Here is a 23189-nt window from a genome sequence, read left to right as displayed (position 1 = left end):
TGACCCTTGTGGCCGGATCGTCAGGGTCGCCTACACGGCCACCGTTTCTCCGATGACCCAGCTCAGCCGCTGACCAGCTCCGGCTCGTGGGCGTCGCTCAGCGGGCCGCCGAACCACTGGCGCAGCGCGGCTCGCAGACCGCTGACGGCGTCCGGCTCGTATCCGGTCCACGCTACGTGGCAGTCGGGGCGTAGCAGCAAGCCGGTCGCGCTCGTGCCCTCTGCCCTGCCGCTTATGACATCGACCCGGTCGCGCCAGGGCTTCGCGGCTCCGGCGAAGTCGCCGCTCAGGTCCAACAGCAGGGGCCGGGCGGTGGTCGTCAAGTCGGCCAGTCGACGGGTGCCTGCGCCGGTGCGGACCACGAGGTCGGGCGCGAAGCCCTCGGTGGTGCCGGCGAGCAGGTGGGCGATGCGTTCAGTGCCGCCAGGTGAGGCGAGCAGGTCGCCGAAGACGGTCCGCAGGGCACTGACTTCCGGTCCGGGGCGCATCAGTGCCGACTGGGACAGGGTCGAGGCAACGACGTGTTCCGCGACAGGTCGGCGTTCCTCGTCGTAGGTGTCGAGCAGACCTTCGGGGGCCCACCCTCGCACTGTGGCGGCCAGCTTCCAACCGAGGTTGACCGCGTCCTGCAGGCCGAGGTTGAGTCCCGGGCCGCCGATCGCCGAGTGCACGTGGGCCGCGTCGCCCAGCAGCAGTACCCGTCCGTCCCGGTAGCGCTCTGCCAGTCGGGTGTTTCCGCCGACAAGTCGTCGAAGCAGGTGCGGTCCCTCTCCCTGGGGCGGACCCAGCGGGACGGGCACGCCCAGTACGCGTTCGGCGCTCGCCATCATCTCTTCGAAGGTCATCGGGGTGGTGTGCTCGTCCGGCCCGCAGGTTTCGGTGGTGTTGAGGATGGGCACCCGGCCGGGCAGCAGGCCCCACGTGATCGTGCCGTGCTCCGTGCGTACGTACAGCAGGGGTGGCAGGCTCCCGTAGCCGGGGACGCGCAGGCTGCCGTCGGGGTCCAGGCGTTCGTCCGGCACGGACACGTTCGCGGTGCGGGTGACGAAGTCGTCCGTGGTCACGCCGGGGAAGCCGATGCCGGACAGGCGTCGCACCGTGCTGTGACCCCCGTCAGCCCCTACGAGGTAACGGGCGGTGAGAGTCTCACCGTCGGCAAGGGTGATCCGGACCGAGTCGTCGTCCTGGTGAAACTCGGCCATCTCCTGCCCCTTGCGGAGGTCGACGCCGAGTTCCACGGCGCGTTCGGCAAGGACCGTTTCGATCTGCTCCTGCGGCGCCGGGAGGAGGCACACAGGGTTGTCGTCGAGACCTGTGAGGTCCAGCGTGAACGCGCCGAACATGTAGCGGGACGCGGGCCGGGGAGGTTCGCTGCCTCCGCTGATGCGTGCGTGCAGACCGCGTCGGTCGAGCATGCGGACCACCTGACCGACCAGACCGTTCGCCCGGGGCTCGGTCTTCGGGCCGGTGAGACGCTCCAGCACGACCGGACGCACCCCGGCCAGTGCCAGCTCGCAGGCGAGCATCAACCCGTTCGGACCGCCACCGACAATTACTACATCAAGCATGACAAATCACCCTTCTAGGGAATGGAGGGGTAGGGGCTGCAGGTGGCGGCCCCTGCTCGCGGCGGAAAGGAGGGACCTACGGAGTGGGAAGTCCGGTGGCCACCATGCGCAGGGCCCGGGGAAGCAGAACCTCGATCGGCTCGCCGGTGCCGCCTTGCACGAACAGCTCGAGGGCGACGTTGTTGGCGGCCATCACGCTCGCGGCCACCAGGCGGGGGTAGAGATCGGACCCGGGATCCGTGCCCGTACGGTCGGCGATCGCCGCGGCGAGTTCCTTTTCCGCGATCTTGCTCGCACGCAGCATCTCGGCCTCCAGTGCGGGTTCGGCCAACATCACCCGCAGGCCGACCGCCCACTCGTCGGGCGCCTGAGGCGGCATGTGCTCCACCTCGGGACCAGGTTCCAGCTGTCGGAGTGCCGCGCGAGTGATGGCCTCCCACAAGGGCTCACCGGACGGTCCGTGGCGCAGCTCGGCCGCGAGCCGCAAGGAGCGCTCGAGGTAGCGGAAGGCGATCGCTTCGGCCTTGCTGGAGAAGTAGTTGTTGTAGGTGCGCGGAGACACGCCTACCGCTGCGGCGATGTCCTCGACCCTGACCGCATTCCACCCGTGCTCGATGGTGAGCCGGATCGCGGCCCAGCTCAGCGCTGTGCGCGTGGCTTCCTTCTTCCGTTCCCGAAGTCCACTCATGCCCTGCACGCTAACAGAAAGTGCGTGCCACGCAAAAGTTCGCGGAACGCAACTTTCCTGGGGGTGGTGGGTACCGGTGGCGCGGCGGCGGCAGCAAGCGGTGGGGGCCTCCAGAACCTGCGGCCGGATCGGCGGACCTCACGAAGCGTCGGTCCCGCGGGCATGCCGGCACGGCCCGCCTCCCTCGCCTCGGCGACGCCGCGGGTGACCGTGGAGCGCGCAGCGGAGGCGTAGGGGGTGCGCGTGCGCGAGGCACGGGAGGCGGCGCCTGCCTCGACTCCAGGGCGTCGGCCGCCTCCTGCGCAGCCGGCGGCCCTCACCGAAGGTCATCCCTGCTGTCGGCGTCCGGCAGGAACCGGGGCCAGGAATCCCTGTGAACCGTCCGGCGACGCGGCCCGTCGGAGCCTCGAACACGTCCTGCCGGCGGGCCGGTGCTTCGGAGTGATGACGAGGGTGTCAGTGCCCTGGTCGCGAGGGGTGAGCCGTGCTGTCGGCCGGGGTGAGGCAGCGGCGTACGAGGGCGAGAGCCCGTTCCGTGACCGTGTCGAGTGGGGCGCCGTTGTCGACGGCGGCCAGGGCGGTGTGCAGCATTCCGGCGATCAGGTCGGCCGTGAGGGCGGGCTCGGGGGCGCCGAGCTCCCGGACGGCGGCGCGGAACGGTTCGACCTGTTCCAGGTGGAGTTCCATCAGCCGCTGTTGGCAGGAGGGAGGGAGGCCGGCGTTCACGAGGGCGGCGGCGGGCCGGTGTGCGCCTTCGGCGCCGAGGCGGAGGCTTTCCCTGAAGAACGCCTCGACGCGTTCCAGCGGCCCGTTCGCGGTGGCCAGGGCGCGGGCGAGTGCCTCGTCGGAGCGGCGGAAGGCCTCTTCCGTGATGGTGGCAAGGAGGGCTGCCGAGGAGTCGAAGTACTGGTAGACGCTGGAGCGGGCCAGGCCTGCGCGGGCGCCGACCGCCGCCGGCGTGACGGCGGTGGCACCCTCGTTGACCAGGATGTCGATTGCGGCCCCGATCAGTGCCTCGCGTTGCTGGGCGCGGTGCTCGGCGACGGTGGAGGCCTTGATCTTCGGCATGCGGGGCGGGCTCCTGGAGGGTGGACGGGGCCGGGAGCGAGGTTCCGGCCCACGGCCGCCGGTCGGTCAGGACAAGCGGCCGTCGACCATCTCGTGGACCCGGTCGGCTGCGTCCATTATCGCCGTGTCGTGGGTGACCATGACCGTGGCCGTGCCGCGCTCGTGGGTCTGCTCGGAGATCAGCCGTACCGCCTCGGCCGAGCGCACCCGGTCCAGTGCCGAGGTGGGCTCGTCCACCAGCAGGACGGCGGGGGAGGCCATCAGGGCCCGGGCCAGGCCCGCGCGCTGGCGTTCGCCTCCGGAGAGCTGGTGCGGGCGGGAGCCGGCGCGGTGGGTGAGTCCGACCGCCTCGACGAGTTCGTCGGCGCGGGCCCGGGCGGCGGCGTCGAGGCGGCCGTCGATGTGCAGGGGCAGCAGGAGCTGTTCCCTGACCGTGAGGGAGGCCAGCAGGTTCGACTGCTGGAAGACGAAGCCGATGTGGCGGCGGCGTGCGGCGGTGCGTTCCTTGTCCGACAGGGCGGTCAGTTCGGTGCCGGCGAGGTGCACGGTGCCCGAGGTGGGCCGCTGGAGGCCGCCGGCGACGGCGAGGAGGCTGGACTTGCCGGATCCCGAGGGGCCGACGACGGCGACGAACTCGCCGGGGGCGACGGTCAGGCCGACGTGGTCCAGGGCGGTGACGGCGGCATCGCCGTCCCCCAGGGTGAGGGTGACGTCGTCCAGGCGCAGTCCGCCGGAGCCCGCGGTGTTCGCTGCGGCCTGGTGGTCGGTGGTGGGTGTGGTCATCGGGTGGCTCCCAGAGCGGTCAGGGGATCGACGGCGGTGATGCGGCGAACGGCGACGACGGCGCCCACCGTCCCGAGGACGATGAGGAGGCCGGAGGAGGTGGCGATGGCCGGGGCGGAGAGGGAGAAGGGGGCCTTGCCGATCATCGCGCTGCCCAGGGCCAGGCCCACAGCGGTGCCGGCGGCCGTGGCGCCGACGAGCACGGCGACGACCTGGGCGAGCGCGTCGCGCAGGATGTACCCGGTGGGGGCGCCGAGCGCCTTCAACAGGGCGATCTCGGCCTTGCGCTGCACGGTCCAGACGGTGAAGAACGCGCCGACGACCAGGGCGGAGATGGCGTAGAGGAAGCCCTTGATCAGGGCCATGGTGCTCGACTCGGCCGTGTAGCCGGGGGACGCGCCGAAGGTGGTCTCCTTGGTGTCGGCGCGGGTGGCGGTCGCCTTCTCCACGGCGGCGATGTCGGCGCCCGGTTCCAGGGTCAGGGCGACGGCCGTGGCCTGCCGGCGCGCGGCCTCGGGCAGCTCGCCCGGCAGGCCGTAGTGGAGGTGACGCCAGGTGTCGAGGTCGGTGTAGGCGACGCCGATGTGCCCGTAGGAGACGGTCTCGTCGACCAGGCCGACCACCTTCAGTGGCACCTCGCTCCTGTCCGCCGTCAGGACGTCCCCGACCTCCACACCGAGGTCGGCGATCTCCCGGGTGATCACGATGCCCGTGCTTCCCTCCTCCAGGCCCGCACCCTCGGCGGGGCCGGGGGCCAGGGGGGAGTCCGGTGCCATGCCGAAGACGGCGAGGTTGACCTGCTCGCCCTTCTTGGCGCCCTGGGGCACCTGGGCATTGGCCAGGGTGTTCCCGAACGGCTCCGCCCGCTTCACCCCCGGCGCCTCGGCCCACGCCTGCCAGTCCTCCTGCTCCACGGTCGAACGGGAGAACTGCTCGCTGGTCGCCTTCTCGTCGAAGGCCATGTGGGTTACGGGCAGCGCGCGCAGGCCGGATATACCGGCATCCGCCAGACCGGAGGCGAGTCCGGACAGAAGGACGCCGAGCACGGCGATGAGCGCGACCACCGCGCCCATCAGGGCGAAGCGACCGCGGGCGAAGCGCAGATCGCGTAGGGCAAGGAACACGGAACTCTCCGAGCGATGAAGGGGATGAGGGCACGCCGGACGGGACACGTCGCCTTTTGCCTGAACTTGACGACGCGAGTGTCGGCATCTTATCGAATGTTACCGACACGTCCGTCGGTACGTTGCGCCGCCCGGGACGGCCGGGCTCTCACGACCGGAGTGCCGCGCCGCTCCGCGGGGGCGGCCCGGTGGCGGACTGCCTGCCTGAGCGGTCCAGCTGGCCCGGGGCGCGACAGGAGCACACCTGACCTGCGTCAAGTCTTCGCGCCGGGCCGGGGCCCGCTCAGCACGAGGCAGTGTCCTGCGACGATGTCCGGGCTGGAGGTTGGCACGCACGTGGCAGCGCGCGACCGAAGGCCGTCGCCAGGGGCTGAAGAAAGAAGCGGGTGTGGCATGCGAACGCTGGTGGAGGAGGCTGTCGCGGAGGCGCTGCGCGACAGCGGCGGCGACGTGCTCCGTCTGTACGTCGCGGCCTGCGCCGGGCGCATGGTGCCGCTGTTCGTAGGCCTGCGGGCGGGGGTGCCCGGGCGGGAGGCCGACGTGCACTTCTGCGTGCGGTCCGTACGGGACCTCTGGCATACAGGCCAGCCGCTGGCCGACGCTGCTGAGCGAGTAAGGGTGCTGGAGCGGTTCCCCGAACTTCAGCCGGGCGAGGAGGCGATCACCGACGTCGCTGACACCTACGCCTTCTTCGGTGCCCTCGTCCTGCGGCACGCCCTGTTGGCCAACGGCACCGGGGATGCCGGTGACGCGTTGGCCTGCGGCCACGCGGCGCTCACCGCGATGGGGATGCTGGACCAGAACCTGGTGGGTGCCGGTTTCGGCGCCGAGGAGCAGCGGCTTCAGTCCCGCTCTGCGACCGGCGACGCCGCCGGTCTGTGGGAGGCCGGCGTGACAGCGGGACGGGAGCGGTTCCGCGCCGTGCTGGGCCGTATCGGGAGCGGCGGAGGCTGAGCGCCGTAGTCGGCCGCACGGGCCGAGCAGGCCGCTCAGCTGCTCCGGTGCCCGGCCCGCGCAGTGCGCAGGATGAACCTGGATCTCGGTGCGTCCACACGCGGCTCGACGCCTTCGGACTGGGCGTAGGCACACACATCCGTCAGCGTCCGAAGGCGCAGGCCAGGACGGTCGGGAACCGCGCACCCGCTCCGCTAGGAGCGTGCGCACCTCTGCGATCGCCCGGGTGACGGTCAGTAGGTGCTCGCCGAGCCGGCCTGGGCGAAGAATCTGAGCGAGCAGGACCGGCGCGGGCTGACCGCGCTGTTCTGGCCGAACGTCAACCCGTACGGCACCTTCCGCCTGGACCTGGACAAGCGGCTCGACCTGCCGGCCGCTGCCGTGCCACGTCCCCGCACCCCGGTGGACATCGCCGACCGATCGAGTACGGGGACGCAATGAAGGGCTTCGCCGATCTCACCGGCCTCCGGATGAGCGAGGCCGTGCGGCCGGACGCTCGACCCGGCGGCCGGCGGTTTCGAGGTGCTGTCCTGGCCGGATGGCGGCCGGTGCGGTCAGGCGTCGCTGGTGTCGGTCGGTGTCGCCTCGCCGAGCATGGCGAGGGTCAGCACGTTGCCGGAGATGCCCCAGCCGCCGTCGGCGACCTCTTCGACCAGCACCATGGTGTTGTTGCGGGCGCGCTCGCCGTAGATCTCGACGTACAGCTCCGTGGTGCGGGTGACGATCTCCTCCTTCTGCTTCGGGGTGAGGGTCTTCTCGGGGACCTTGAAGTTCGCGAAAGGCATGGCTGGTCGTTCCTTCTCTCAGTGGGGCGTTACAGGGAGCTGCCTGCGGTGAGCAGGCTGTCCAGTCCGAGGCGGCGGAAGAAGTCGGCGCGGACGCGGTCGGCGACCGCGGAGACGACTTCGCTGCCGTCTCGGCTGGGGTCTATGTGGGTGCGCAGCGGCCGAGTGCCATGTGCCATCGCGACCAGGTGCACGACGGCCTCAGCGACGTCGGTCACATCGGCGTCCGAAGGGACGAGTGCGCCCAGGCGCTTGCTCAGATCGCCCATCAGGGGGCGGTGACGCCGTTCGTAGATTTCCGCACGGTCGGCGTCGGCGGGGGCGCCGGCGTTGGTGAAGTGGCTGGTGCCGGTGGTGAACGCACCGGGCACCACGATCGCGGTATCGATGCCGAACGGGAGCACCTCGGCGGCGTAGCTGACTGCCAGGGCGTCCATCGCGGCCTTGGCGGCGAAGTACGGGGCCAGGAACGGGGGGCAGCCGCCGCGGGTGCTGGAGCTGCCGATCCACACCAGCAGCCCCGAGCCCTGCTCACGCAACGTCGGCAGGGCGGCGCGGTTGACGCGCTGCGTGCCCAGGACGTTCACGTCGTACAACTCCGCGAGTTGCTCAGCGGTGAACGCCTCGGCGGCGCCCAGGACCATGTGCCCGGCGTTGTGCACGACCACATCCAGCCTGCCGCGCTCGGCGAGGATCCGGTCGACTGCGGCGTCGGCGGAGTCCTCGGAGGTGACGTCCAGCTCGACGGCCTGCACGTCGACCTGGTGGTCGGTGCCGTAGCGCGCCAGGTCGGCCACCGCGGTCGCGTTACGGGTCGCCATCTGGCGGATGCCCGCGTACACGGTGTGCCCGGCGAGGGCCAGCGCACGCACGGACAGCGCCCCGATGCCGCTGGAGGCCCCGGTGACCAGGATGGCCTTTCCGGTGCCGTCGTTCCTCATGACAGGGCCTTTCGTCGATCGATGGGGTGGCTGCGGGCGGTTCAGACGATTCCGCCGTTGGCGCGGACGACCTGTCCGTTGATCCAGTGGCCGGCCGGGGAGGCCAGGAACGCGACGACCTCGGCGATGTCGGACGGGGTGCCGAGGCGCTCCAGCGGGGGCAGGGCGGCCAGACGGGCGATGGTCTCCTCGTCCTTTCCGTCCAGGAACAGGTCGGTGGCCGTGGGGCCGGGCGCGACGGCGTTGGCGGTGACGTCCCGGCCCCGCAGCTCCCGGGCCAGGATCAGCGTCAGCGCCTCGACCGCGCCCTTACTGGCGGCGTACGCGCCGTAGCCCGGGAAGGCCAGCCCCACCACGGACGTGGAGAACGTCACGATCGCCCCGCCGGGGCGCACACGACGGGCGGCCTGCTGGACGACGACGAACGTGCCGCGGATGTTGGTGCGGTGCAGATCGTCCAGGACGGCCAGGTCCAGCTCGGCGATCGGCGCCGTGTGCGCCCGCCCGGCTGCGTGCACGACGACGTCGACACCGCCGAACTCTGCCTCGGCCGCGTCGAACAGAGCCGCGACGGCGTGTTCGTCGGCGACGTCGGCGCGTACCGCGAGCGCCCGGACGCTGCCGACGGCGGCGGCCTCCTTCACGGCGGCTTCGGCGTCGTCCTGGTTGCCGGCATAGCCGACCACGACGGCGTACCCGTCGGCGGCCAGCCGGCCGACGGTCCGGTGGCCGATGCCGCGTGAGCCGCCGGTGACGATCGCGACACGGGGTGAGGTGGAGGGCCGGGCCGGGGCAGCGAGCCCGTCGAGGGAAGTGGGGATAGGCATTACTGACTCCTGTGGTGGATGCGTGTCGGGTCGCGGTCTCGCCGTCGCCCTGCTGCGTCCTCCACAATCGGCCGGTCCCCCACCCCTAGCCAGGGCTGCGTCTACCCAGGGGATGCCACCCCCTGGCTACGGCTCGGCGCGCGAGCGACCATGAAGGGGTGAACCTTCCAGAGCTCGGTGCCTTCCTCAGGACACGCCGTGACCGCGTCCGACCCGCCGAGGTCGGTCTGCCCCAAGGCCCGCGCCGGCGCGTTCCCGGGCTGCGCCGCGAGGAAGTCGCGCAGCTGGCAGGGCTGTCGGCCGACTACTACACGGAGCTGGAGCGCGGCAGCGCAAAGAACGGCGTGCAGCCCTCGGCCCAGACCCTGGCCGCCCTCGCCCGAGCCCTGCGCCTGAACGGCGACGAGCGCGACCACCTGTTCCACCTGGCCGAGCGGCCGGTCCCGCCGTCAGCACACGGACCATCGGCACACGTGCAGCCCGCGCTTCTCGGGCTCCTGGACCGGCTGTCCAACACCCCCGCGCGCGTCATCACCGACCTGCACGAGACCCTGGTGGAAAACGACCTGGCCCGAAACCTGCTCGGCACGTCCCCGGCGCACCGCGGCCCGGCGGCCAGCTTCGTGTACCGCTGGTTCACCGACCCTCATGCGCGCGAGAGGTACCCGGTCGAGGACCACCCGCACCACTCCCGGGTCTTCGTGGCCGACCTCCAGGCGGCGGCCGCCCGGCACGGCCGGGACGCGGAGGCCACGAAGATGGTCGCCGCGCTACGCCGCCGTAGCCAGGAGTTCGCAGCTCTCTGGGACACCCACGACGTCGCGGTGCGCCGCATGGACCACAAGAAGATCGTCCACCCCACGCTCGGCATCATCGAACTCGACTGTCACAACCTGCTCAGCGAGGACGGACGCCAACGCCTGCTGTGGTTCACCGCGCCGCCCGGAAGCCGGGGAGCCGAGCAGCTGGAACTGCTGTCCGTCGTAGGAACTCAGGACCTGAGCGTCACCGACGGCACGGCACCGGAGGGTTTGTCCGCGGCCGAATCCACATCGCAGCGCTGACCCGCGCCGCAGAGGGGGACCGCCTTCCCAGCAAGGCGTGGCTGTTCTCCGGCCCAGGGTTCACGCTCACCCCCTTGATTCCCGTTTCCCGACAACCGAGGCACCGGCACCGCCCGATCGACCATGATCGCCACAGCGGGATCATGCCATCCACCTGGCATGACACCTCACCCGCTGACATGCACCAACTCGTCACTTGAAACACGCGCCTGAAGCTCCGGAGTGGGCAGCTCTCCGTCCCGAGGCCACGGTTCCACCTGCGCGGCCCAACCTCGGCGGACGCGGTTGCCTCCGTAGCGGCGGCGGTCAAAGGCTCTTCAGCGCAGCGGCGCTGGGGCTGCCGGCTTCTGCTGTGTACATCACCAAGGAAAAGCCCGAGCCGGGCAGACCGAGGGTGTGCCGGTCTATCTCCATTTCGCCCCGTACGGGGTGACGCAGGATTTTTCGCACACTGGGCATGGGGTGCACAGTGTGATTACGCCAGTTGCTCGCGAAATCTGGATCGTGGGCTGCGAACTCGTTGACGAGTTCTGCGAGTACGTTGTCCGTGGGGTGCCGAACGTCGGCTGCGCGCAATTGAGCGGCTGCCTGCCGAGAGAAATCGGATTCCGAACCGGGCGCGCCGGTGCAGAGGGTGGCACGGAATCTCGTCGACAAGCGCGTGACGTTGCGCTCGTCAGGTGTGAGACGGGAGAAGTCGGTGATCAGAGCTGCGGCTGCTGCGTTCCAGGCGACGATGTCCTGCCGGTCGTTGACGATGTAGGCAGGGATGCCGTCAAGTCTGCCGAGTAGCTGCTGGGCCTCCTCCGGTACGCGCTCCGCCGCGCCGCCGTTCGCTGCCGGCAGCACTTGTCCGGCCAGGCGGGCCAGATGGTCACGCTCCGCTTCGGTGAGCCGGAGGGCCGTCGCCAGCGCGACCAGCACCTGCGGTGAGGGCCGGGGTGCCCGTGCCTGTTCCAGCCGTTCGTAGTAGCTCACCGACACCTGTGCCAGGGCGGCTACCTCCTCGCGCCGCAGTCCAGGTGTGCGACGGGCGCGCCGGCCTGGTGGAGACGTCGCTTCGACGGGCACATCTTCCGGTCGCAGTTCCTCGCGGCGCCGGCGGAGAAAGGCTGCGAGTTCCTGACTGCTCATTCTTTCATCCTGTCACAGCAGGGACGGCTGAGCCTCGCACTGTCGGTCCGGGGCTCAGCTGTCCGTTCCGCGCCCACGCATCTGCTGTGCAGGGTGGTATGGCCGGTCTGTTGACTACGAGGAGAAATGGTGTCCTGGACCCCTGAGGAAACTTTTCGCCGCATGATCGATCTGATGCTGGTCAAAGACATGAATGCCGTAGCAGATCTGTGGGCGTCCGACGGAATTGCGGAATTCCCCTTCGCAGCCGGGAGTTCCCCCCGCGTTCTCCGCGGACGTGAGGAGGTACGTGCCTACCTCGCCCACTATCCGGAGCTGATGGACATGAAGGAGGTGACCGCACTTACCGTGCGACCCACGGATCGAACGAACACCGTCGTCGTGGAGTGGACGGCCACCGGCCGCACCGTGGCCACCTCCCGGCCTTACCGCCTGGACTACATCGTGGTTCTCACGGTCCACGACGGGCTGATCGCTCTGTTCCGGGACTATTGGAGCCCGCTGTCGGCGGCCGCCGCTGCCGGGGGTCTCGCCGGGCTGATCGACTCGCTGGAAAGGGAGGACGTCTGATGGCCGGGGTGCTGGTGACCGGAGGCACCGGCAGGACGGGCAGGACGCTGGTGCGGGAGCTCCGCAACGCCGGTGTGCGGGCTCGGGAAGCCAGCCGGCACCCGACCGCGGCCGATCCTGATGCGATCCGCTTCGACTGGAGTGACCCGACCACATTCGGACCCGCGCTCGACGGGATGGACCGGGTCTTCCTGCTTCCGCCGGTGGAGAGCGTGGACCCGCTGCCGCTGGTCGACCCCTTCCTGTGCCGAGCGCAGCGAGCCGGTGTCCGGCGACTCGTGATGCTCGGCTCCGCCGTTGTGCTGCCGAATGCGCCCAGCGCTGTGGAGGTGGCCGCTCGGGTTCAGGCTCAGCCCGGAGGTGTCGTACTCCGCGCGTCCGGTTTCATGCAGAACTTCCTGCGCCCGCACCCCCTGGCCGAGGGGATCCATCGACTCGGCGAGATCCGCACCGCAGCCGGTGACGGCAAGCTGGGGTGGGTCGATGCGCGGGACATCGCGGCCAGTGCTGCCGCGCTGTTGGCCGACCTGGGGGTGGACGCTCGAAGCGACTACCTGATGACCGGACCGCACGGGATGAGCTACCCACAGGCCGCGCAGATCATCACCGCGCGGACCGGCAGGCAGGTTCGGGTGGAGCGTATTACGGAGGAGGAACAGGCTGCCGCCTACCGCGCCTCCGGAATGCCGACCGAGTTCGCTGCCGCGCTTGCCGCCGTCGAGCGCGGCATCAAGGAGGGGCGCGAAGACCAGGTCAGCACCGCGGTGCTCGAACTGACCGGCCGTCCGCCGCGCGCTTTTGCCGAATTCGTCTCCGATCACGCGTACGAGTGGATGCAGTAACGCCTGAACAGCAGCGATGGGCGGTCGAGTAGGCACCACGCAGAGAGTGCAGTGGGACGTCGGGTGCGTACCGACGCGCGGGATGTTCGGCCCTCGGCCGCCGGCTGTTGCACGGGCGGGGTGTCCGGCTGGTGATCAGGGGCCGAGCGGGACGAACTCGCTGTCGCCGGGCGGGTCCGTGAACGGATGCGTTGAGCGGATGACCGGGCCGCTCGCCGAGGAACGCGCCTCCGCCGGGTCGGCACCCGGGCAGGTGGGTGATCGGCTCGCGATGCTTCTCATGATCAAAAACCTAGACGCGGGGGGCCGGAGTGTTCTGCTCCAGGCGGGCGCTCAGAGTGGCGGCGAAGTCCTCGGCGCGTTCCAGCTGGACGCGCAGTTTCTCCACCTGCTCGGCGGCGGCCTGCCGGTAGGTCTGCACCCGCTCCAGCAGCGCCTCGCGCTCGCCGGCATCGAGAGGGTCGCCGCTGTCCAGGCGGTCGGTGGCGTCCAGGAGGTGGCGCATCTGCTCCAGCGTGAAGCCGAGCGGCTTCATCCGGCGGATCACCATGAGCCGGGCGACGTCGGTCTCGGTGTAGAGGCGGAACCCGCCCTGGGACCGGGCGGAGGGGATGACCAGGCCGGTCTCCTCGTAGTGCCGGATGGTGCGCAGCGACAGCTCCGTCCGTGCGGCGACCTCGCCGATCTGCATGTGTGTGTCGTCCACGTCCGTGCCCTTGGCCCTTCCCGTCGTGGCGAGCCGCGTCCCGTGCGACCGACCAACCTCTACCCTAACGTTAGGGTAGAGTTGATGATGGTGAGGCGGCCCCGGCCGCCCCGCTGCTGCCGTTCCGGGGCCGATGGCGCCCCCGGCGAAGATCCGATTCTTGCAGGAGAAAGCGTGCGCGAGCCCATGACGCTGATCGCCGCCCCCTGCCCGCCGTGATCCTTCGCCCTCGGATGTGACCGCCCGGCCGGGCACCGCCCAGCCCCCGAGGCTCGCGTCCTCCACGACTTCCCGGCCCGCCCTCGGGCCGCCCGCAGGATGCCGGCCGGTCTCCCGCGCCCCTTCCCGCACGCCCCGGTCCATGTGGCGGTGTGCCCGAGCACGACAGGTACGCGTCTCCTTGTCTTCTGCTGCTGTGACTCCCGCCGTGCGACTGCGCGGCCTCAAGCCCGACTGGCTGAACAACCCCAAGGTCTGGCGCACCGAGGTCCTGGCCGGCCTGGTTGTCGCTCTGGCCCTGATCCCGGAGGCGATCTCGTTCTCGATCATCGCCGGGGTCGACCCGGCCATCGGTCTGTTCGCCTCGTTCACCATGGCCGTGGTCATCTCGATCGTCGGTGGCCGCCGCGCGATGATCTCCGCCGCCACCGGCGCCGTCGCCCTCGTCATCGCCCCCCTCAACCGTGAGCACGGCCTGGGCTACCTGATCGCCGCGGTCATCCTCGCCGGCGTCATCCAGGTCGCGCTCGGAGCGCTCGGGGTGGCGAAGCTGATGCGGTTCGTGCCGCGCTCGGTGATGGTCGGCTTCGTCAACGCGCTCGCGATCCTGATCTTCATGGCCCAGGTCCCCGAGATGCACGACGTGCCGTGGGCGGTGTACCCGCTGATCATCGGCGGGCTTGCGCTCATGGTGTTCTTCCCGAAGGTCACCAAGGTGATTCCGGCCCCGCTCGTCTCGATCGTCATCCTCACCGTCATCACGGTCGCGGCCGGAATCGCGGTGCCGACCGTCGGCGACAAGGGCGCCCTGCCGTCCTCCCTGCCCGTGCCGGGACTGCCGGACGTGCCATTCACCCTGGACACCCTGACGACGATCGCCCCGTACGCGTTCGCGATGGCGCTGGTCGGCCTGATGGAGTCACTGATGACGGCGAAGCTGGTCGACGACATCACCGACACCCACTCCTCCAAGACCCGGGAGTCGATCGGCCAGGGCATCGCCAACATCGTCACCGGCTTCTTCGGCGGCATGGGCGGCTGCGCCATGATCGGCCAGACCATGATCAACGTGAAGGTCTCCGGCGCCCGCACCCGTGTCTCGACCTTCCTGGCGGGCGTGTTCCTGATGGTGCTGTGCATCGCCTTCGGCCCGGTCGTCTCCGACATCCCCATGGCCGCCCTGGTCGCCGTCATGGTCATGGTGTCCTTCGCCACCTTCGACTGGCACTCCGTCGCACCGAAGACGCTCAAGCGAATGCCCGCCGGCGAGATCGCCGTCATGGCCATCACCGTGATCGTGGTGGTCGCGACCGCCAACCTCGCCATCGGCGTCGTCATCGGCTCCATCACCGCCATGGTCATCTTCGCCCGGCGCGTCGCCCACCTCGCCCGCGTGCGCAGCGTCCTCGATCCCGACGGCACCACGGTCGTCTACCGGGTCACCGGAGAGCTGTTCTTCGCCTCCTCCAACGACCTCGTCGGTCAGTTCGACTACGCGGGCGACCCGGACAAGGTCGTCATCGACCTCTCCGAGGCCCACGTCTGGGACGCCTCCTCCGTGGCCGCCCTGGACGCGATCGAGACCAAGTACGCCCAGCGCGGCAAGACCGTGGACATCACCGGGCTGAACGACCTGAGCGCCGACCTCCACGGCAAGCTCACCGGCGAACTCGCCGGCAGCCACTGACCCCAGGCACCACGCGCCCCGGCACAGGACCCCGGCCCCACCGGCCGGGGTCTTCTCGTCTCTTCCCGGCGCCCTGCTCCGGCGAAGGGCCCCGGTAGGTGCCGAACGTCCACAGGTTGCCCTCCGGACCTGCACCGTGCACACGTAACCGGCAGCGCCCGACCAATCGGGTTTCGTGCGGTGCTACGCCACCACGGAGCTGACGGTGCGGCCCGCCGCCTTCGACCCGCACCCGGACGTCGAGTTCGAGGCCGAGGAGAAACGCGCTGCCGCAGCCTGACAGCCGGGGGCGGGGGCCGGGTCAGGCGGCTGTGACGGCACTGGTCAGGGTGCCGATAGCCTTGCCGAGGGTGTTCTGTTCGTCTTCGGGCAGCCACCGGGCGGCGTGGACCATGTGCAACGCCGTAGCAAGCCGCAGTCGATCGTCCTCTGTCCCGAGATCTGCGAGGTAGGCGGGCAGGACCAGCCCCAGGGCCTTGAAGTCACCACGTTCGCAGAACGTGGTGAACAGAGCTGTCAGAAGACCGTCGGCGGGGCGTTCCCCAGCTGCCCCGCTGGAACGCAGTCCCTCGGCGATGGCTATGCGGGTCCAGTCGGCGTACTGCCCTGGCGGAACCTCATCGATGTGGGCGGCGGCCAGCTGGTAGTGCTCGCGTGCTCTGCCGGGCTCGTCAAGATCCCCGTACGCCTTGGCCATGTTCACGTGCAGAGAGGCGTAGAAGCCCGTAACCCGGTCGTCGCCCACCAGGTCCGCACGGTTGAGGCACTCCTGATTCCAGTGCAGGGTCTGCTCGGGCGTCGGCTGGTGCCGCGCCAGGTAGTGGGCGGCGACACATGCCTCGTAGTCATCACCGGCGGTCTCCCAGGCCCGCTCGAAAAGGCTGCGGGCGTCGATGTCCCGGCCTTCGGCCTCGGCCTGCACGCCCTGGGAGCACAGCCTGACGACGGGGTTACTCGGGTCCATGATCTCGCTCTCTCGATCGATCGGTCGAAGTGTCATGCGTCCGTCGAGGTGTCGCGGACCGGCATGACCAAGGTGGTGAAACTGCCCTGGTCGGCGGAGCGGACAACGACGGGCTGGGCCGGCGAGGAGATTTCCAGCAGCACGTCGGGGCCGACGCCGACGTCGAGCGCCGGAAGAAGCACTCCCGGGTCGAAGGCAATGCGCACGGACGCTCCTGTGCAGACGGCGGAAAGCCTGGACATGACCGGTCCGCGGGACGCGAGGATGAGCTGCTGCCCGTCGGTATGCAGGGTGAGTGGCCCGTCGTGTCCGGCATCGGCGACGGCCGCGCGAAGAGCGGTCCGGTCCGCGATGATCCGGTGCCGGGTGGCCGGCAGGCTGTCCAGGATCATCTGGTAGTCGGGAAACGTCTCGTCGACGGTGGGGAGGACACGTTCCGCACCGTCGCCGTGAAGCCGCACCTTCTGCCGCTCCACCTCGATGCCGATCTCTGGGAAGCGCATGGCCCAGGACGCGATGTCCTTCAGCTCCGTGACACCGGCCAGGACGCGACAGGGGGCGCCCTCGAAAGAGGAGGGCCGCAACGCGCGGACCGCCAAACGGTAGCGGTCCGTGGCCACCAGCCGCACTTCCTGGCGTTCGAGTTCGATCAGGACGCAGCCGAGTACCGGGAACTCCTCCCGCACAGGAGCGGACGCCACTGCTGGGGCGACCTGGCGTACGGCGCTGGCCAGCTCCGCTCCGCCGAGTCGCACCGTGACCCGGCGCTCACCCAGGAGATCGCGGAGGATCTCCTCGATTGCCGACTGGGCCGACGCCGCCGTCTCGCGTGCCTTTCCGGCGTGCCCTTCCAGAATGGCGCGGGCCTGCTCGCGGGTACCGTCGAGTACCACTGGGACATCGGTCAGTGGCATCCCGGCTTCGCGGAGCCGACGGACCAGGACCGCGCGGGCTTGCTGGCCGTGGGCGTAGTAGCGATACCCGGTCACAGCGTCCACGTAGGCGGGACGCAGCATGTCGCAGTCGTCGTAGAACCGCAGGGCGCTCGGCGCCAGTCCCACCCGGCGTGCGAAAGCGCCGATGCTCATCAGCGCGTCGGTGTCGTCCATGCCTGCGATTGTCGACGTTCAAGCAGCTTGAAGGTCAAAACGACGCCTCGGACTCCGCAGGCCGACGGCGCGGGTGTGGGCTGACGGTTCGGCGTCCTCCCGGGGGCCGGTCCGGCCGGCACCGTAGAACTTGCCGTACGTCACTGTAACAATTACAGTTACGACTGGAGTGGAGGAACGAGGGAGGTGGAGTCCGACGTGAGCGCGAACAGCAGACTGACCATTGCGGCGCACGCCCTGACGTGGATCGGGCTCTATCAGCGGCGCGGCCACGAGGTCGCCACCTCCGAGCAGATCGCGACGAGCGTCAGCACCAACCCGGTGGTGATCCGCCGTCTGCTGGGCGGGTTGCGCAAGGCCGGCCTGGCCGATTCACGGCGGGGGGTGGGGGCGGGCTGGATGCTCGGGCGGGACCTGGCGGCGATCACCCTGCTCGACGTCTACCAGGCGATCGAACCGGGACCGGTCTTCGCCCTGCACCGCGCGACACCGAACCCTGAGTGCGTCGTGGGCCACGGCATCGGGCCGGCGATGGGCGCCGTGTACGACGACGTGGAGGCCGCCCTGCGCAGGGAACTGGCCAAGACCACGCTGGAGGACGTGCTGCGGGACGTCTTGCAAGCCGCCTGAAAAGCCCGGGGTCGTCAACTTCCCCTGACCGGGGGAGGTCGCCTTCTGCGCCCGTAAGTGTAACAACAATGATTACATCAAGGATCGGAGAATCTCATGGGGCAGCTGGACGACAAGACCGCCCTGGTCACCGGGGCCTCGATCGGCATCGGCCTGGCGATCGCCCGCCGTTTCGCCGCCGAGGGGGCGACCGTCTACCTGACCGGGCGCCGTAAGGCCGAGCTGGACGCCGCCGTAGCGCAGGTCGGTGCCCGAGGCATCGCCGTCCAGGGTGATGTCTCGGACCTCGGTGACCTCGACCGGCTCTTCGCCGAGATCGCGAACCGCAGCGGCCGCCTGGACATAGTGGTGGCCAACGCCGGGGTCGGGGAGTACGGCCCGCTCGGTGCGATCACCGAGGAGGAGTACGACCGCACCGTCTCGATCAATTTCAAGGGCACGGTCTTCACTGTCCAGAAGGCGCTGCCGCTGCTGACGGCCGGCGCCTCGGTGGTGCTGCTCTCCTCCAGCTCGGCCCTGCGGGCCACTCCGGGCCTGGGCGTCTACGCCGCCACCAAGGCCGCGATCCGCAGCCTCGCCCGTACCTGGGCCGCCGAGCTGACCGGCCGCGGAATCCGCGTCAACGCCCTGACCCCCGGCCCTGTCGAGACCTCCGGCCTGGACGAGCTCCTCGCCGCCTTCCCGCACGGCGATCAGCCCACCGCGGCCGAGCTCGCCCCACCGACCCCGCTCGGCCGCCTCGGCCGTCCCGACGAGGTCGCCGCCGCCGCCCTCTACCTGGCCGGCGATCAAAGCAGTTTCACCACCGGCGCGGAACTGTTCGTCGACGGCGGCGCCACACAGCTCTAAGGGCTGTCCCGCACTTCCGAACAAGCACTTCCTGTTCCCGGGCTGAGGCCCGACCGGCACCTCAAGCAGACGAAAGCACAAAGGACGAGAACGATGGCAACAGACACTCAGGCCTCGCGGACCGTGGCCGAGAAGTTCGTGGAGCGCCTCGGCAGGCAGGACTCCGACGGCATCCAGGAACTGTTCGCCGAGGAGATCGACTGGCACGTACCCGGCAGTGACACGCTGCCCTGGACCGGGCGCCGTACCCGCCGGGAGGAGGTCGCGCCGTACTTCACCACGATGTGGCCGCACTTCGCGCACGGCGGGAGCAAGGTCGTGCTGGAACGCTTCATCGTCGACGGTGGTGACGTGGTGCTGCTGGCGGTCTTCACGCACACCGTAGCGGCCAGCGGCAAGGAGTTCACCACACCGGTGGCCATGCACCTGGCGGTCGAGAACAACCGGATCGTTCGCATGCACCTGTACGAGGACACGCTGACCGTCGCCGAGGCGTTCGACGTCGGCTGAGCGGAGGGGACTCAGCCGCCCCGCGGCCCGGGGCGGCTCGGCCGGCATGTACGGAGAGGGGCATCCGAGATACGGCGAAAACGGATGGCAGAACTCGCCCCGGCCCGTCGCTGGCGGTCAGCACGGTGGGGTGATCGGCCTTCGGCGCTGACTGCCGATCAGATCCCCCGGCGTCGCCAGGCCGTCGGCCGGTGGCGCCTTGTCCACCGGCGTGCCGCCCGTCGGGTGTGCCGCACCGGGGACCTGACCGGCGCCCCGAACTTTCGGGGTTGACGCTCATAAGCCGGTGATCACGGCCTTCAGCACAGATGGGAGGCCCGGCAGCGTTGTTCGGCGGAAGCTCCCTGAGCGGCTTCGGGCGCCGATAGCTTCACGCTCATGCCAGTGGAGTTCCTGACCGACGAGCAGGCGTCGTCATACGCAAGTTCGATGAGGAGCCGACTCGGCCGGAGCTGGAGCGGTTCTTCTTCCTCGACGACGAGGACCGCAAGCTGAACCCGCTCGGCCGCTACAGCTTCACCGCCTCCACCCCGGTGTCCGGCGCCTGCGTCCGCTGCGCGGTCTGGACGCGCAGGAGCTGGACGAGGACGACGACGGACCGGGGTGAAGCGGCGCCGGTTTCATGGTGTGCTTTCGGCGGACGCCAGGCGTGGTGCGGGGCCGGAGGAGGGCTGCGGCTCGGTCTCGTGTGCGTGTCAGCCGGTGCGTCGGACGGCGATGACGTTGTCGGTGACGGTCGCGGTCTGTCCTTCGGGTCCGGTGGCGGGGCGCTGGGGTGCGTCGCCTCGTTCGACCGTCCAGGTGTGGTCGAGCCGGAGTGAGGCGATGACGTCCTGGGGGGTGGGGTAGTGGATGTCCTGGCCGGCCTGCCAGGACCAGGGGGCGGTGGAGGCGTGTTCGATCACGATCAGCCGCCCGCCGGGTGCTACGGCCTGGGCGGCTCGCCGCAGGACGCTCTCACGGGCGATGGTGACGGGGGTGTGGAAGTAGGTGGCGGTGACCAGGTCCCAGGTGCCGTCGGGGAACGTCTCGGAGAGGTCGTGCTGCTGGGGGTGGATCCGGTCGGTGAGGCCGCTGGCCGCAGCGGCTGCCGCCACGCGGTCGAGGGCGGTCTGCGAGACGTCGACGGGTGTGACGTCCCAGCCCTGGGCGGCGAGCCGGAGTGCGTCGCCGCCGTGGCCGCAGCCCAGGTCCAGGGCTGTGCCCGGGGTGGGGGCCAGGTCGGCGAGCAGGGCGGTGAGGACGGCGTTGGGCTTGGTGCCCCACTGCGCGTCCATGCCGGCGTAGTGCTTCTCCCAGAACGCGGCGGACTCGTTGGCGCTGTTCATGTGCGGGGCCTTTCGGTGCGGGTGGTCAGGAGGTGGCGGCGCTGGTGCGGCGGCGGGTGATGAGCACGCCGGCGGCCGCGAGGGCGAGGGCGAACAGGGCGGCGCTGGCGAAGAAGGCGACCCGGTAACCGCGCAGGTATCCCTCCAGCCGGACCGCCTGCGACACGGCGCCGGTGCGGTCGGCGAGAAACCCGGTGAGGGCGGAGACGTACAGGGTGTTGAGGAGGGCGGGGCCGACTGCGCCGCCGACCTGCTGCGTGGTGCTGATCATTGCGCTGGCGACACCGGTGTCGGACGGGGAGATGCCGGCAAGGGCGGTGTTGGGCAGGGCGACGAAGAACGCGCCCAGACCGAGTCCGGTCAGGATCATGGCGGGCAGCACGAAGGTCAGGTAGCCCTCGGTGGGCTTGAGTAGCGTCAACACCAGGGTGCCGGCCAGGGTGACGGCCGTGCCCGCCGTCATCAGCGTCTTCGGACCGAGCCGGGTGACCAGCGGGGCGCCGAAGGTGGCCGCGGCGATGATGCCGGCGCTGAAGGGCAGGAACGAGAGCCCCGCGCGCAGCGGCTGGTAGCCGAGGTTGACCTGGAGGTAGTAGGTCAGGAACAGCAACAGGCCGAACATGCCCGCCCCGATCAGCAGGGAGGCGAGGAACGCGCCGCCGCGGTCCCGATCCCAGATGACGCGCAGCGGCAGCAACGGGTGGGCGGTGCGCCGCTCGACCAGGACGAACGAGGCCAGCAGCGCCAGGCCGGCGGCGAGCAGGAGCCAGGTCGCCGGGGTGTTCCAGCCCGCTTCCGCGGCGTGGGTGAAGCCCCAGACGACGGCGACCAGGCCGGTGGTGACCAGCAGGGCGCCAGGGATGTCGTAGCGGCGAGGGCCCTCGGCGCGGCTCTCCTTGAGGACCGGCAGGGCGGCCAGGGCCACGGCGAGGGCGATGGGGGTGTTGACGAACAAGCACCAGCGCCAGCTGGTGTACTCGGTCAGCAGGCCGCCCACGATCAGTCCGACCGCACCGCCCGCACCTTGCAGGGCGCCGTAGACGCCGAACGCCTTGGCCCGCTCGCGTGGGTCGGTGAAGGTGACCGCGATCAGGGACAGTGCGGCCGGAGCCAGCAGGGCGGCGAACACGCCTTGCAGGGCGCGTCCGGCGAACAGCGTCATCCCGTTCGGGGCGATGCCCGCGAGCATGGAGGCGGCGGCGAAGCCGACCAGGCCGATCAAAAAGATCCGCTTGCGGCCGACGAAGTCGACGACGCGCCCCCCGAGCAGCAGCAGACCGCCGAAGGTGAGGGCGTAGGCGGTCACCGCCCACTGCCGGTTCGCGTCGCTGATGTCCAGGTCGGTCTGGGCGTGCGGGAGGGCGATGTTGATGACGGAGGCGTCCAGCACCACCATCAGCGTCGCCACCGAGATCACCGTCAGCGCCCACCAGCGCCGTGGGTCCGAAGCGTCCTCGCGGCGGTCCACCGCGTCGGTTTCCGTCGTCATCGCAGGGGTCAGTCCTCAGCAGATCAAGGGAAAAGGGCAGGTCATTCGCGGGCCGCCGGGCAATCGGGCGGGCCGCCGGTACGACACTGCGATGGCCACTGCTGGAGTTGCAAAGCCTCATGCTGTTTCAGCATGCTGGTGGGTATGAGCGCCGCACAGCACATCGGGAAGAAGGACCGGCTGGCCGCGGTCGGGCCACGCCTGCGGGACCTGCGCCGACGTCACGGCCTGACGCTGGCTGCCCTGGCCGAGCAGACGGGGATCAACGAAAGCACGCTTTCCCGCCTCGAAGGCGGGGGTCGCAAACCGACCCTGGAGATGCTGCTGCCGCTCGCCGAGGTCTACGCCGTACCCCTGGACGAACTCGTCGGCGCGCCGCGCACCGGGGACCCGCGCATCCACCTCAAACCGGTCACCCGCGACGGCATGACCTTCGTGCCGCTGAGCCGGCCCGGCGGTGTCCAGGCCCACAAGCTCCTCATTCCGCCCCGGCCCGGCACCGAGCCGCAGCTGAGTACCCACGAGGGCTTCGAATGGGTCTACGTCCTCGCCGGCCGGCTGCGCCTCCTCCTCGGGCAGGAGAGGGTGATCCTCAAGCCCGGTGAGGCCGCCGAGTTCGACACCCATGTGCCGCACTGGCTCGGCCCCGACGACGAGCGCACCGTGGAACTCCTCGTCCTGTTCGGCACCCAGGGAGAGCGGGCCCACCTCAAGGCCCGCACCACCTGAATCACGCCCCCGGCGAAGACGCCAGCACCGCTCGCGACCGTCCGCGAGACCCTCCAGGCCATGCACGCGCGGGCTCAGCACCCGCCGCGACACCTCGGCCTCCGAGCGCCGACCCGGCCCTCGACCACACCCGCGCCCAGACCAGCCAGCTGCTCCCACTGCTCCTGTGCCAGCCCCGCGCCCTCGTGCAGGAACAGGGTGACTTCCTGCCACCGACCAGGCAACTCCTCTGCTGCACCTGGTGATCGACGGCCCGCGCCGCTGCCCGGGCCGGAAGCGATCCAGAATCTTGCCGAAACAGCATGGTTTCTGGGCACCGGACAGGTGCCGGGTGAGGCTGTTGGCGTGACGTCGCGGGCGTCTTCACACCCGAGGCGGAGGCGGCCCTTGCGAGCAGGTCACGGGCGAACGCCGCCACGGCCTGGACGGCCTGTTGCCTCTCGGGCCGTCACAGCGGGGCTGACGCACCCATGCCCGCCCACCGGCCGTCAGGTGTTTCGGGCCCGCGGATGGGCGCGCTCGCCCTGGCTGCCGAACAGCACCAGCAGTTCGACCGGCCGGGCATCGGCCGGCCCCGCCGGACAGACCGCCACCGTCATCGCCATCCGCCGCCTCGCCACG

General features: G+C 70.3%; 25 protein-coding genes and 1 pseudogene. 10 read left to right on the top strand and 16 right to left on the bottom strand.

Annotation, left to right across the window (positions count from 1 at the left end; genetic code table 11):
- Positions 1–62: 62 nt before the first annotated feature.
- The 5 genes from ACH4VO_RS29335 to ACH4VO_RS29315 all read right to left on the bottom strand — a co-directional run bounded on the left by ACH4VO_RS29335 (position 63) and on the right by ACH4VO_RS29315 (position 5231).
- Positions 63–1568 carry an FAD-dependent monooxygenase gene (locus tag ACH4VO_RS29335; RefSeq protein ID WP_360994909.1) on the bottom strand — a complete coding sequence of 502 codons (1506 nt, stop codon included), beginning with the start codon at positions 1566–1568 and terminating at the stop codon, positions 63–65.
- 76 nt (positions 1569–1644) lie between these two features.
- The gene (locus ACH4VO_RS29330) at positions 1645–2256 is read right to left on the bottom strand and encodes a TetR family transcriptional regulator (RefSeq protein WP_360994906.1); all 612 of its coding nucleotides are present in this window, start codon (positions 2254–2256) and stop codon (positions 1645–1647) included.
- 456 nt (positions 2257–2712) lie between these two features.
- Positions 2713–3324 carry a TetR/AcrR family transcriptional regulator gene (locus tag ACH4VO_RS29325; RefSeq protein WP_360994903.1) on the bottom strand — a complete coding sequence of 204 codons (612 nt, stop codon included), beginning with the start codon at positions 3322–3324 and terminating at the stop codon, positions 2713–2715.
- A gap of 66 nt (positions 3325–3390) precedes the next feature.
- A complete protein-coding gene (locus ACH4VO_RS29320; protein ID WP_360994900.1) occupies positions 3391–4107 on the bottom strand; it encodes an ABC transporter ATP-binding protein in 717 nt (238 codons plus the stop codon).
- On the bottom strand, positions 4104–5231 hold the full coding sequence (locus ACH4VO_RS29315) for an ABC transporter permease (protein ID WP_360994897.1): 1128 nt from the start codon (positions 5229–5231) through the stop codon (positions 4104–4106). Before ACH4VO_RS29315 ends, ACH4VO_RS29320 begins: the two co-directional genes overlap by 4 nt.
- A gap of 393 nt (positions 5232–5624) precedes the next feature.
- On the opposite strand from ACH4VO_RS29315, the gene ACH4VO_RS29310 reads away from it, so the two are divergent.
- Positions 5625–6185: a hypothetical protein gene (locus ACH4VO_RS29310; RefSeq protein ID WP_360994894.1), complete on the top strand. Its 561-nt coding sequence runs from the start codon at positions 5625–5627 to the stop codon at positions 6183–6185.
- Positions 6186–6425: 240 nt separating this feature from the next.
- Entirely contained in the window at positions 6426–6626 is a 201-nt protein-coding gene (locus ACH4VO_RS29305) for a hypothetical protein (protein WP_360994891.1), read from the top strand.
- Positions 6627–6739: 113 nt separating this feature from the next.
- On the opposite strand, the gene ACH4VO_RS29300 is transcribed toward ACH4VO_RS29305, so the two are convergent.
- Genes ACH4VO_RS29300 through ACH4VO_RS29290 form a run of 3 tightly spaced genes read right to left on the bottom strand, consistent with a single transcriptional unit; the run spans position 6740 to position 8738 of the window.
- Positions 6740–6970, bottom strand: coding sequence for a tautomerase family protein (locus tag ACH4VO_RS29300; RefSeq protein ID WP_012013599.1), 231 nt, complete (start codon positions 6968–6970; stop codon positions 6740–6742).
- A 29-nt stretch (positions 6971–6999) separates the two neighbouring features.
- Entirely contained in the window at positions 7000–7911 is a 912-nt protein-coding gene (locus ACH4VO_RS29295; RefSeq protein WP_360994888.1) for an SDR family NAD(P)-dependent oxidoreductase, read from the bottom strand.
- A 41-nt stretch (positions 7912–7952) separates the two neighbouring features.
- A complete protein-coding gene (locus tag ACH4VO_RS29290) occupies positions 7953–8738 on the bottom strand; it encodes an SDR family oxidoreductase (protein WP_360994885.1) in 786 nt (261 codons plus the stop codon).
- A gap of 158 nt (positions 8739–8896) precedes the next feature.
- Here ACH4VO_RS29290 and ACH4VO_RS29285 point away from each other — a divergent pair, with 158 nt between their 5' ends.
- The gene (locus ACH4VO_RS29285; RefSeq protein WP_360994882.1) at positions 8897–9802 is read left to right on the top strand and encodes a helix-turn-helix transcriptional regulator; all 906 of its coding nucleotides are present in this window, start codon (positions 8897–8899) and stop codon (positions 9800–9802) included.
- Positions 9803–10108: 306 nt separating this feature from the next.
- Here the strand turns inward: ACH4VO_RS29285 and ACH4VO_RS29280 are convergent, their stop codons facing one another.
- Complete coding sequence (locus ACH4VO_RS29280; RefSeq protein ID WP_360994879.1) at positions 10109–10936, bottom strand: helix-turn-helix transcriptional regulator; 828 nt, start codon at positions 10934–10936, stop codon at positions 10109–10111.
- A 162-nt stretch (positions 10937–11098) separates the two neighbouring features.
- Between ACH4VO_RS29280 and ACH4VO_RS29275 the strand changes: the two genes are divergently transcribed.
- Positions 11099–11506 (top strand): nuclear transport factor 2 family protein, encoded by a 408-nt coding sequence (locus ACH4VO_RS29275; RefSeq protein ID WP_360994876.1) that lies wholly within the window; start codon positions 11099–11101, stop codon positions 11504–11506.
- Complete coding sequence (locus tag ACH4VO_RS29270; RefSeq protein ID WP_360994873.1) at positions 11506–12348, top strand: NAD(P)H-binding protein; 843 nt, start codon at positions 11506–11508, stop codon at positions 12346–12348. The genes ACH4VO_RS29275 and ACH4VO_RS29270 overlap by 1 nt, the downstream gene beginning before the upstream one ends.
- 135 nt (positions 12349–12483) lie before the next feature.
- On the opposite strand, the gene ACH4VO_RS29265 is transcribed toward ACH4VO_RS29270, so the two are convergent.
- Both ACH4VO_RS29265 and ACH4VO_RS29260 read right to left on the bottom strand, forming a co-directional pair.
- Positions 12484–12630: a hypothetical protein gene (locus tag ACH4VO_RS29265; RefSeq protein ID WP_360994870.1), complete on the bottom strand. Its 147-nt coding sequence runs from the start codon at positions 12628–12630 to the stop codon at positions 12484–12486.
- A 10-nt stretch (positions 12631–12640) separates the two neighbouring features.
- On the bottom strand, positions 12641–13054 hold the full coding sequence (locus ACH4VO_RS29260; RefSeq protein ID WP_360994867.1) for a MerR family transcriptional regulator: 414 nt from the start codon (positions 13052–13054) through the stop codon (positions 12641–12643).
- 361 nt (positions 13055–13415) lie between these two features.
- Between ACH4VO_RS29260 and ACH4VO_RS29255 the strand changes: the two genes are divergently transcribed.
- Positions 13416–14960 carry a SulP family inorganic anion transporter gene (locus tag ACH4VO_RS29255; protein WP_360994864.1) on the top strand — a complete coding sequence of 515 codons (1545 nt, stop codon included), beginning with the start codon at positions 13416–13418 and terminating at the stop codon, positions 14958–14960.
- A gap of 301 nt (positions 14961–15261) precedes the next feature.
- Here ACH4VO_RS29255 and ACH4VO_RS29250 read toward each other — a convergent pair whose 3' ends face one another.
- Positions 15262–15924, bottom strand: coding sequence for a hypothetical protein (locus ACH4VO_RS29250; RefSeq protein WP_398441677.1), 663 nt, complete (start codon positions 15922–15924; stop codon positions 15262–15264).
- Positions 15925–15956: 32 nt separating this feature from the next.
- Positions 15957–17033, bottom strand: coding sequence for a MerR family transcriptional regulator (locus tag ACH4VO_RS29245; RefSeq protein ID WP_360994858.1), 1077 nt, complete (start codon positions 17031–17033; stop codon positions 15957–15959).
- Between the two features lie 198 nt (positions 17034–17231).
- Here ACH4VO_RS29245 and ACH4VO_RS29240 point away from each other — a divergent pair, with 198 nt between their 5' ends.
- The 3 genes from ACH4VO_RS29240 (at position 17232) to ACH4VO_RS29230 (ending at position 19022) form a co-directional block, all read left to right on the top strand.
- Positions 17232–17663, top strand: coding sequence for an Rrf2 family transcriptional regulator (locus tag ACH4VO_RS29240; protein WP_360994855.1), 432 nt, complete (start codon positions 17232–17234; stop codon positions 17661–17663).
- Positions 17664–17759: 96 nt separating this feature from the next.
- A complete protein-coding gene (locus ACH4VO_RS29235) occupies positions 17760–18512 on the top strand; it encodes a glucose 1-dehydrogenase (protein ID WP_360994852.1) in 753 nt (250 codons plus the stop codon).
- Between the two features lie 93 nt (positions 18513–18605).
- Positions 18606–19022, top strand: coding sequence for a nuclear transport factor 2 family protein (locus ACH4VO_RS29230; RefSeq protein ID WP_360994849.1), 417 nt, complete (start codon positions 18606–18608; stop codon positions 19020–19022).
- A 695-nt stretch (positions 19023–19717) separates the two neighbouring features.
- On the opposite strand, the gene ACH4VO_RS29225 is transcribed toward ACH4VO_RS29230, so the two are convergent.
- Both ACH4VO_RS29225 and ACH4VO_RS29220 read right to left on the bottom strand, forming a co-directional pair.
- Positions 19718–20350 carry a class I SAM-dependent methyltransferase gene (locus tag ACH4VO_RS29225; protein WP_360994846.1) on the bottom strand — a complete coding sequence of 211 codons (633 nt, stop codon included), beginning with the start codon at positions 20348–20350 and terminating at the stop codon, positions 19718–19720.
- A 25-nt stretch (positions 20351–20375) separates the two neighbouring features.
- A complete protein-coding gene (locus ACH4VO_RS29220; RefSeq protein ID WP_360994843.1) occupies positions 20376–21839 on the bottom strand; it encodes an MFS transporter in 1464 nt (487 codons plus the stop codon).
- Positions 21840–21983: 144 nt separating this feature from the next.
- Between ACH4VO_RS29220 and ACH4VO_RS29215 the strand changes: the two genes are divergently transcribed.
- Entirely contained in the window at positions 21984–22568 is a 585-nt protein-coding gene (locus tag ACH4VO_RS29215) for an XRE family transcriptional regulator (RefSeq protein ID WP_360994840.1), read from the top strand.
- Positions 22569–23056: 488 nt separating this feature from the next.
- Here the strand turns inward: ACH4VO_RS29215 and ACH4VO_RS29210 are convergent.
- Positions 23057–23143 (bottom strand): annotated as a pseudogene (locus ACH4VO_RS29210) (XRE family transcriptional regulator); the annotation flags it as partial.
- Between the last annotated feature and the right edge of the window lie 46 nt (positions 23144–23189).

The sequence above is a fragment of the Streptomyces sp. NPDC020780 genome (genome assembly GCF_044334475.1).
In the GTDB taxonomy this organism is placed as follows: domain Bacteria; phylum Actinomycetota; class Actinomycetes; order Streptomycetales; family Streptomycetaceae; genus Streptomyces.
Note: the sequence above shows the minus strand (reverse complement) of the source record. Positions and strands in the feature narration are given on the sequence as shown.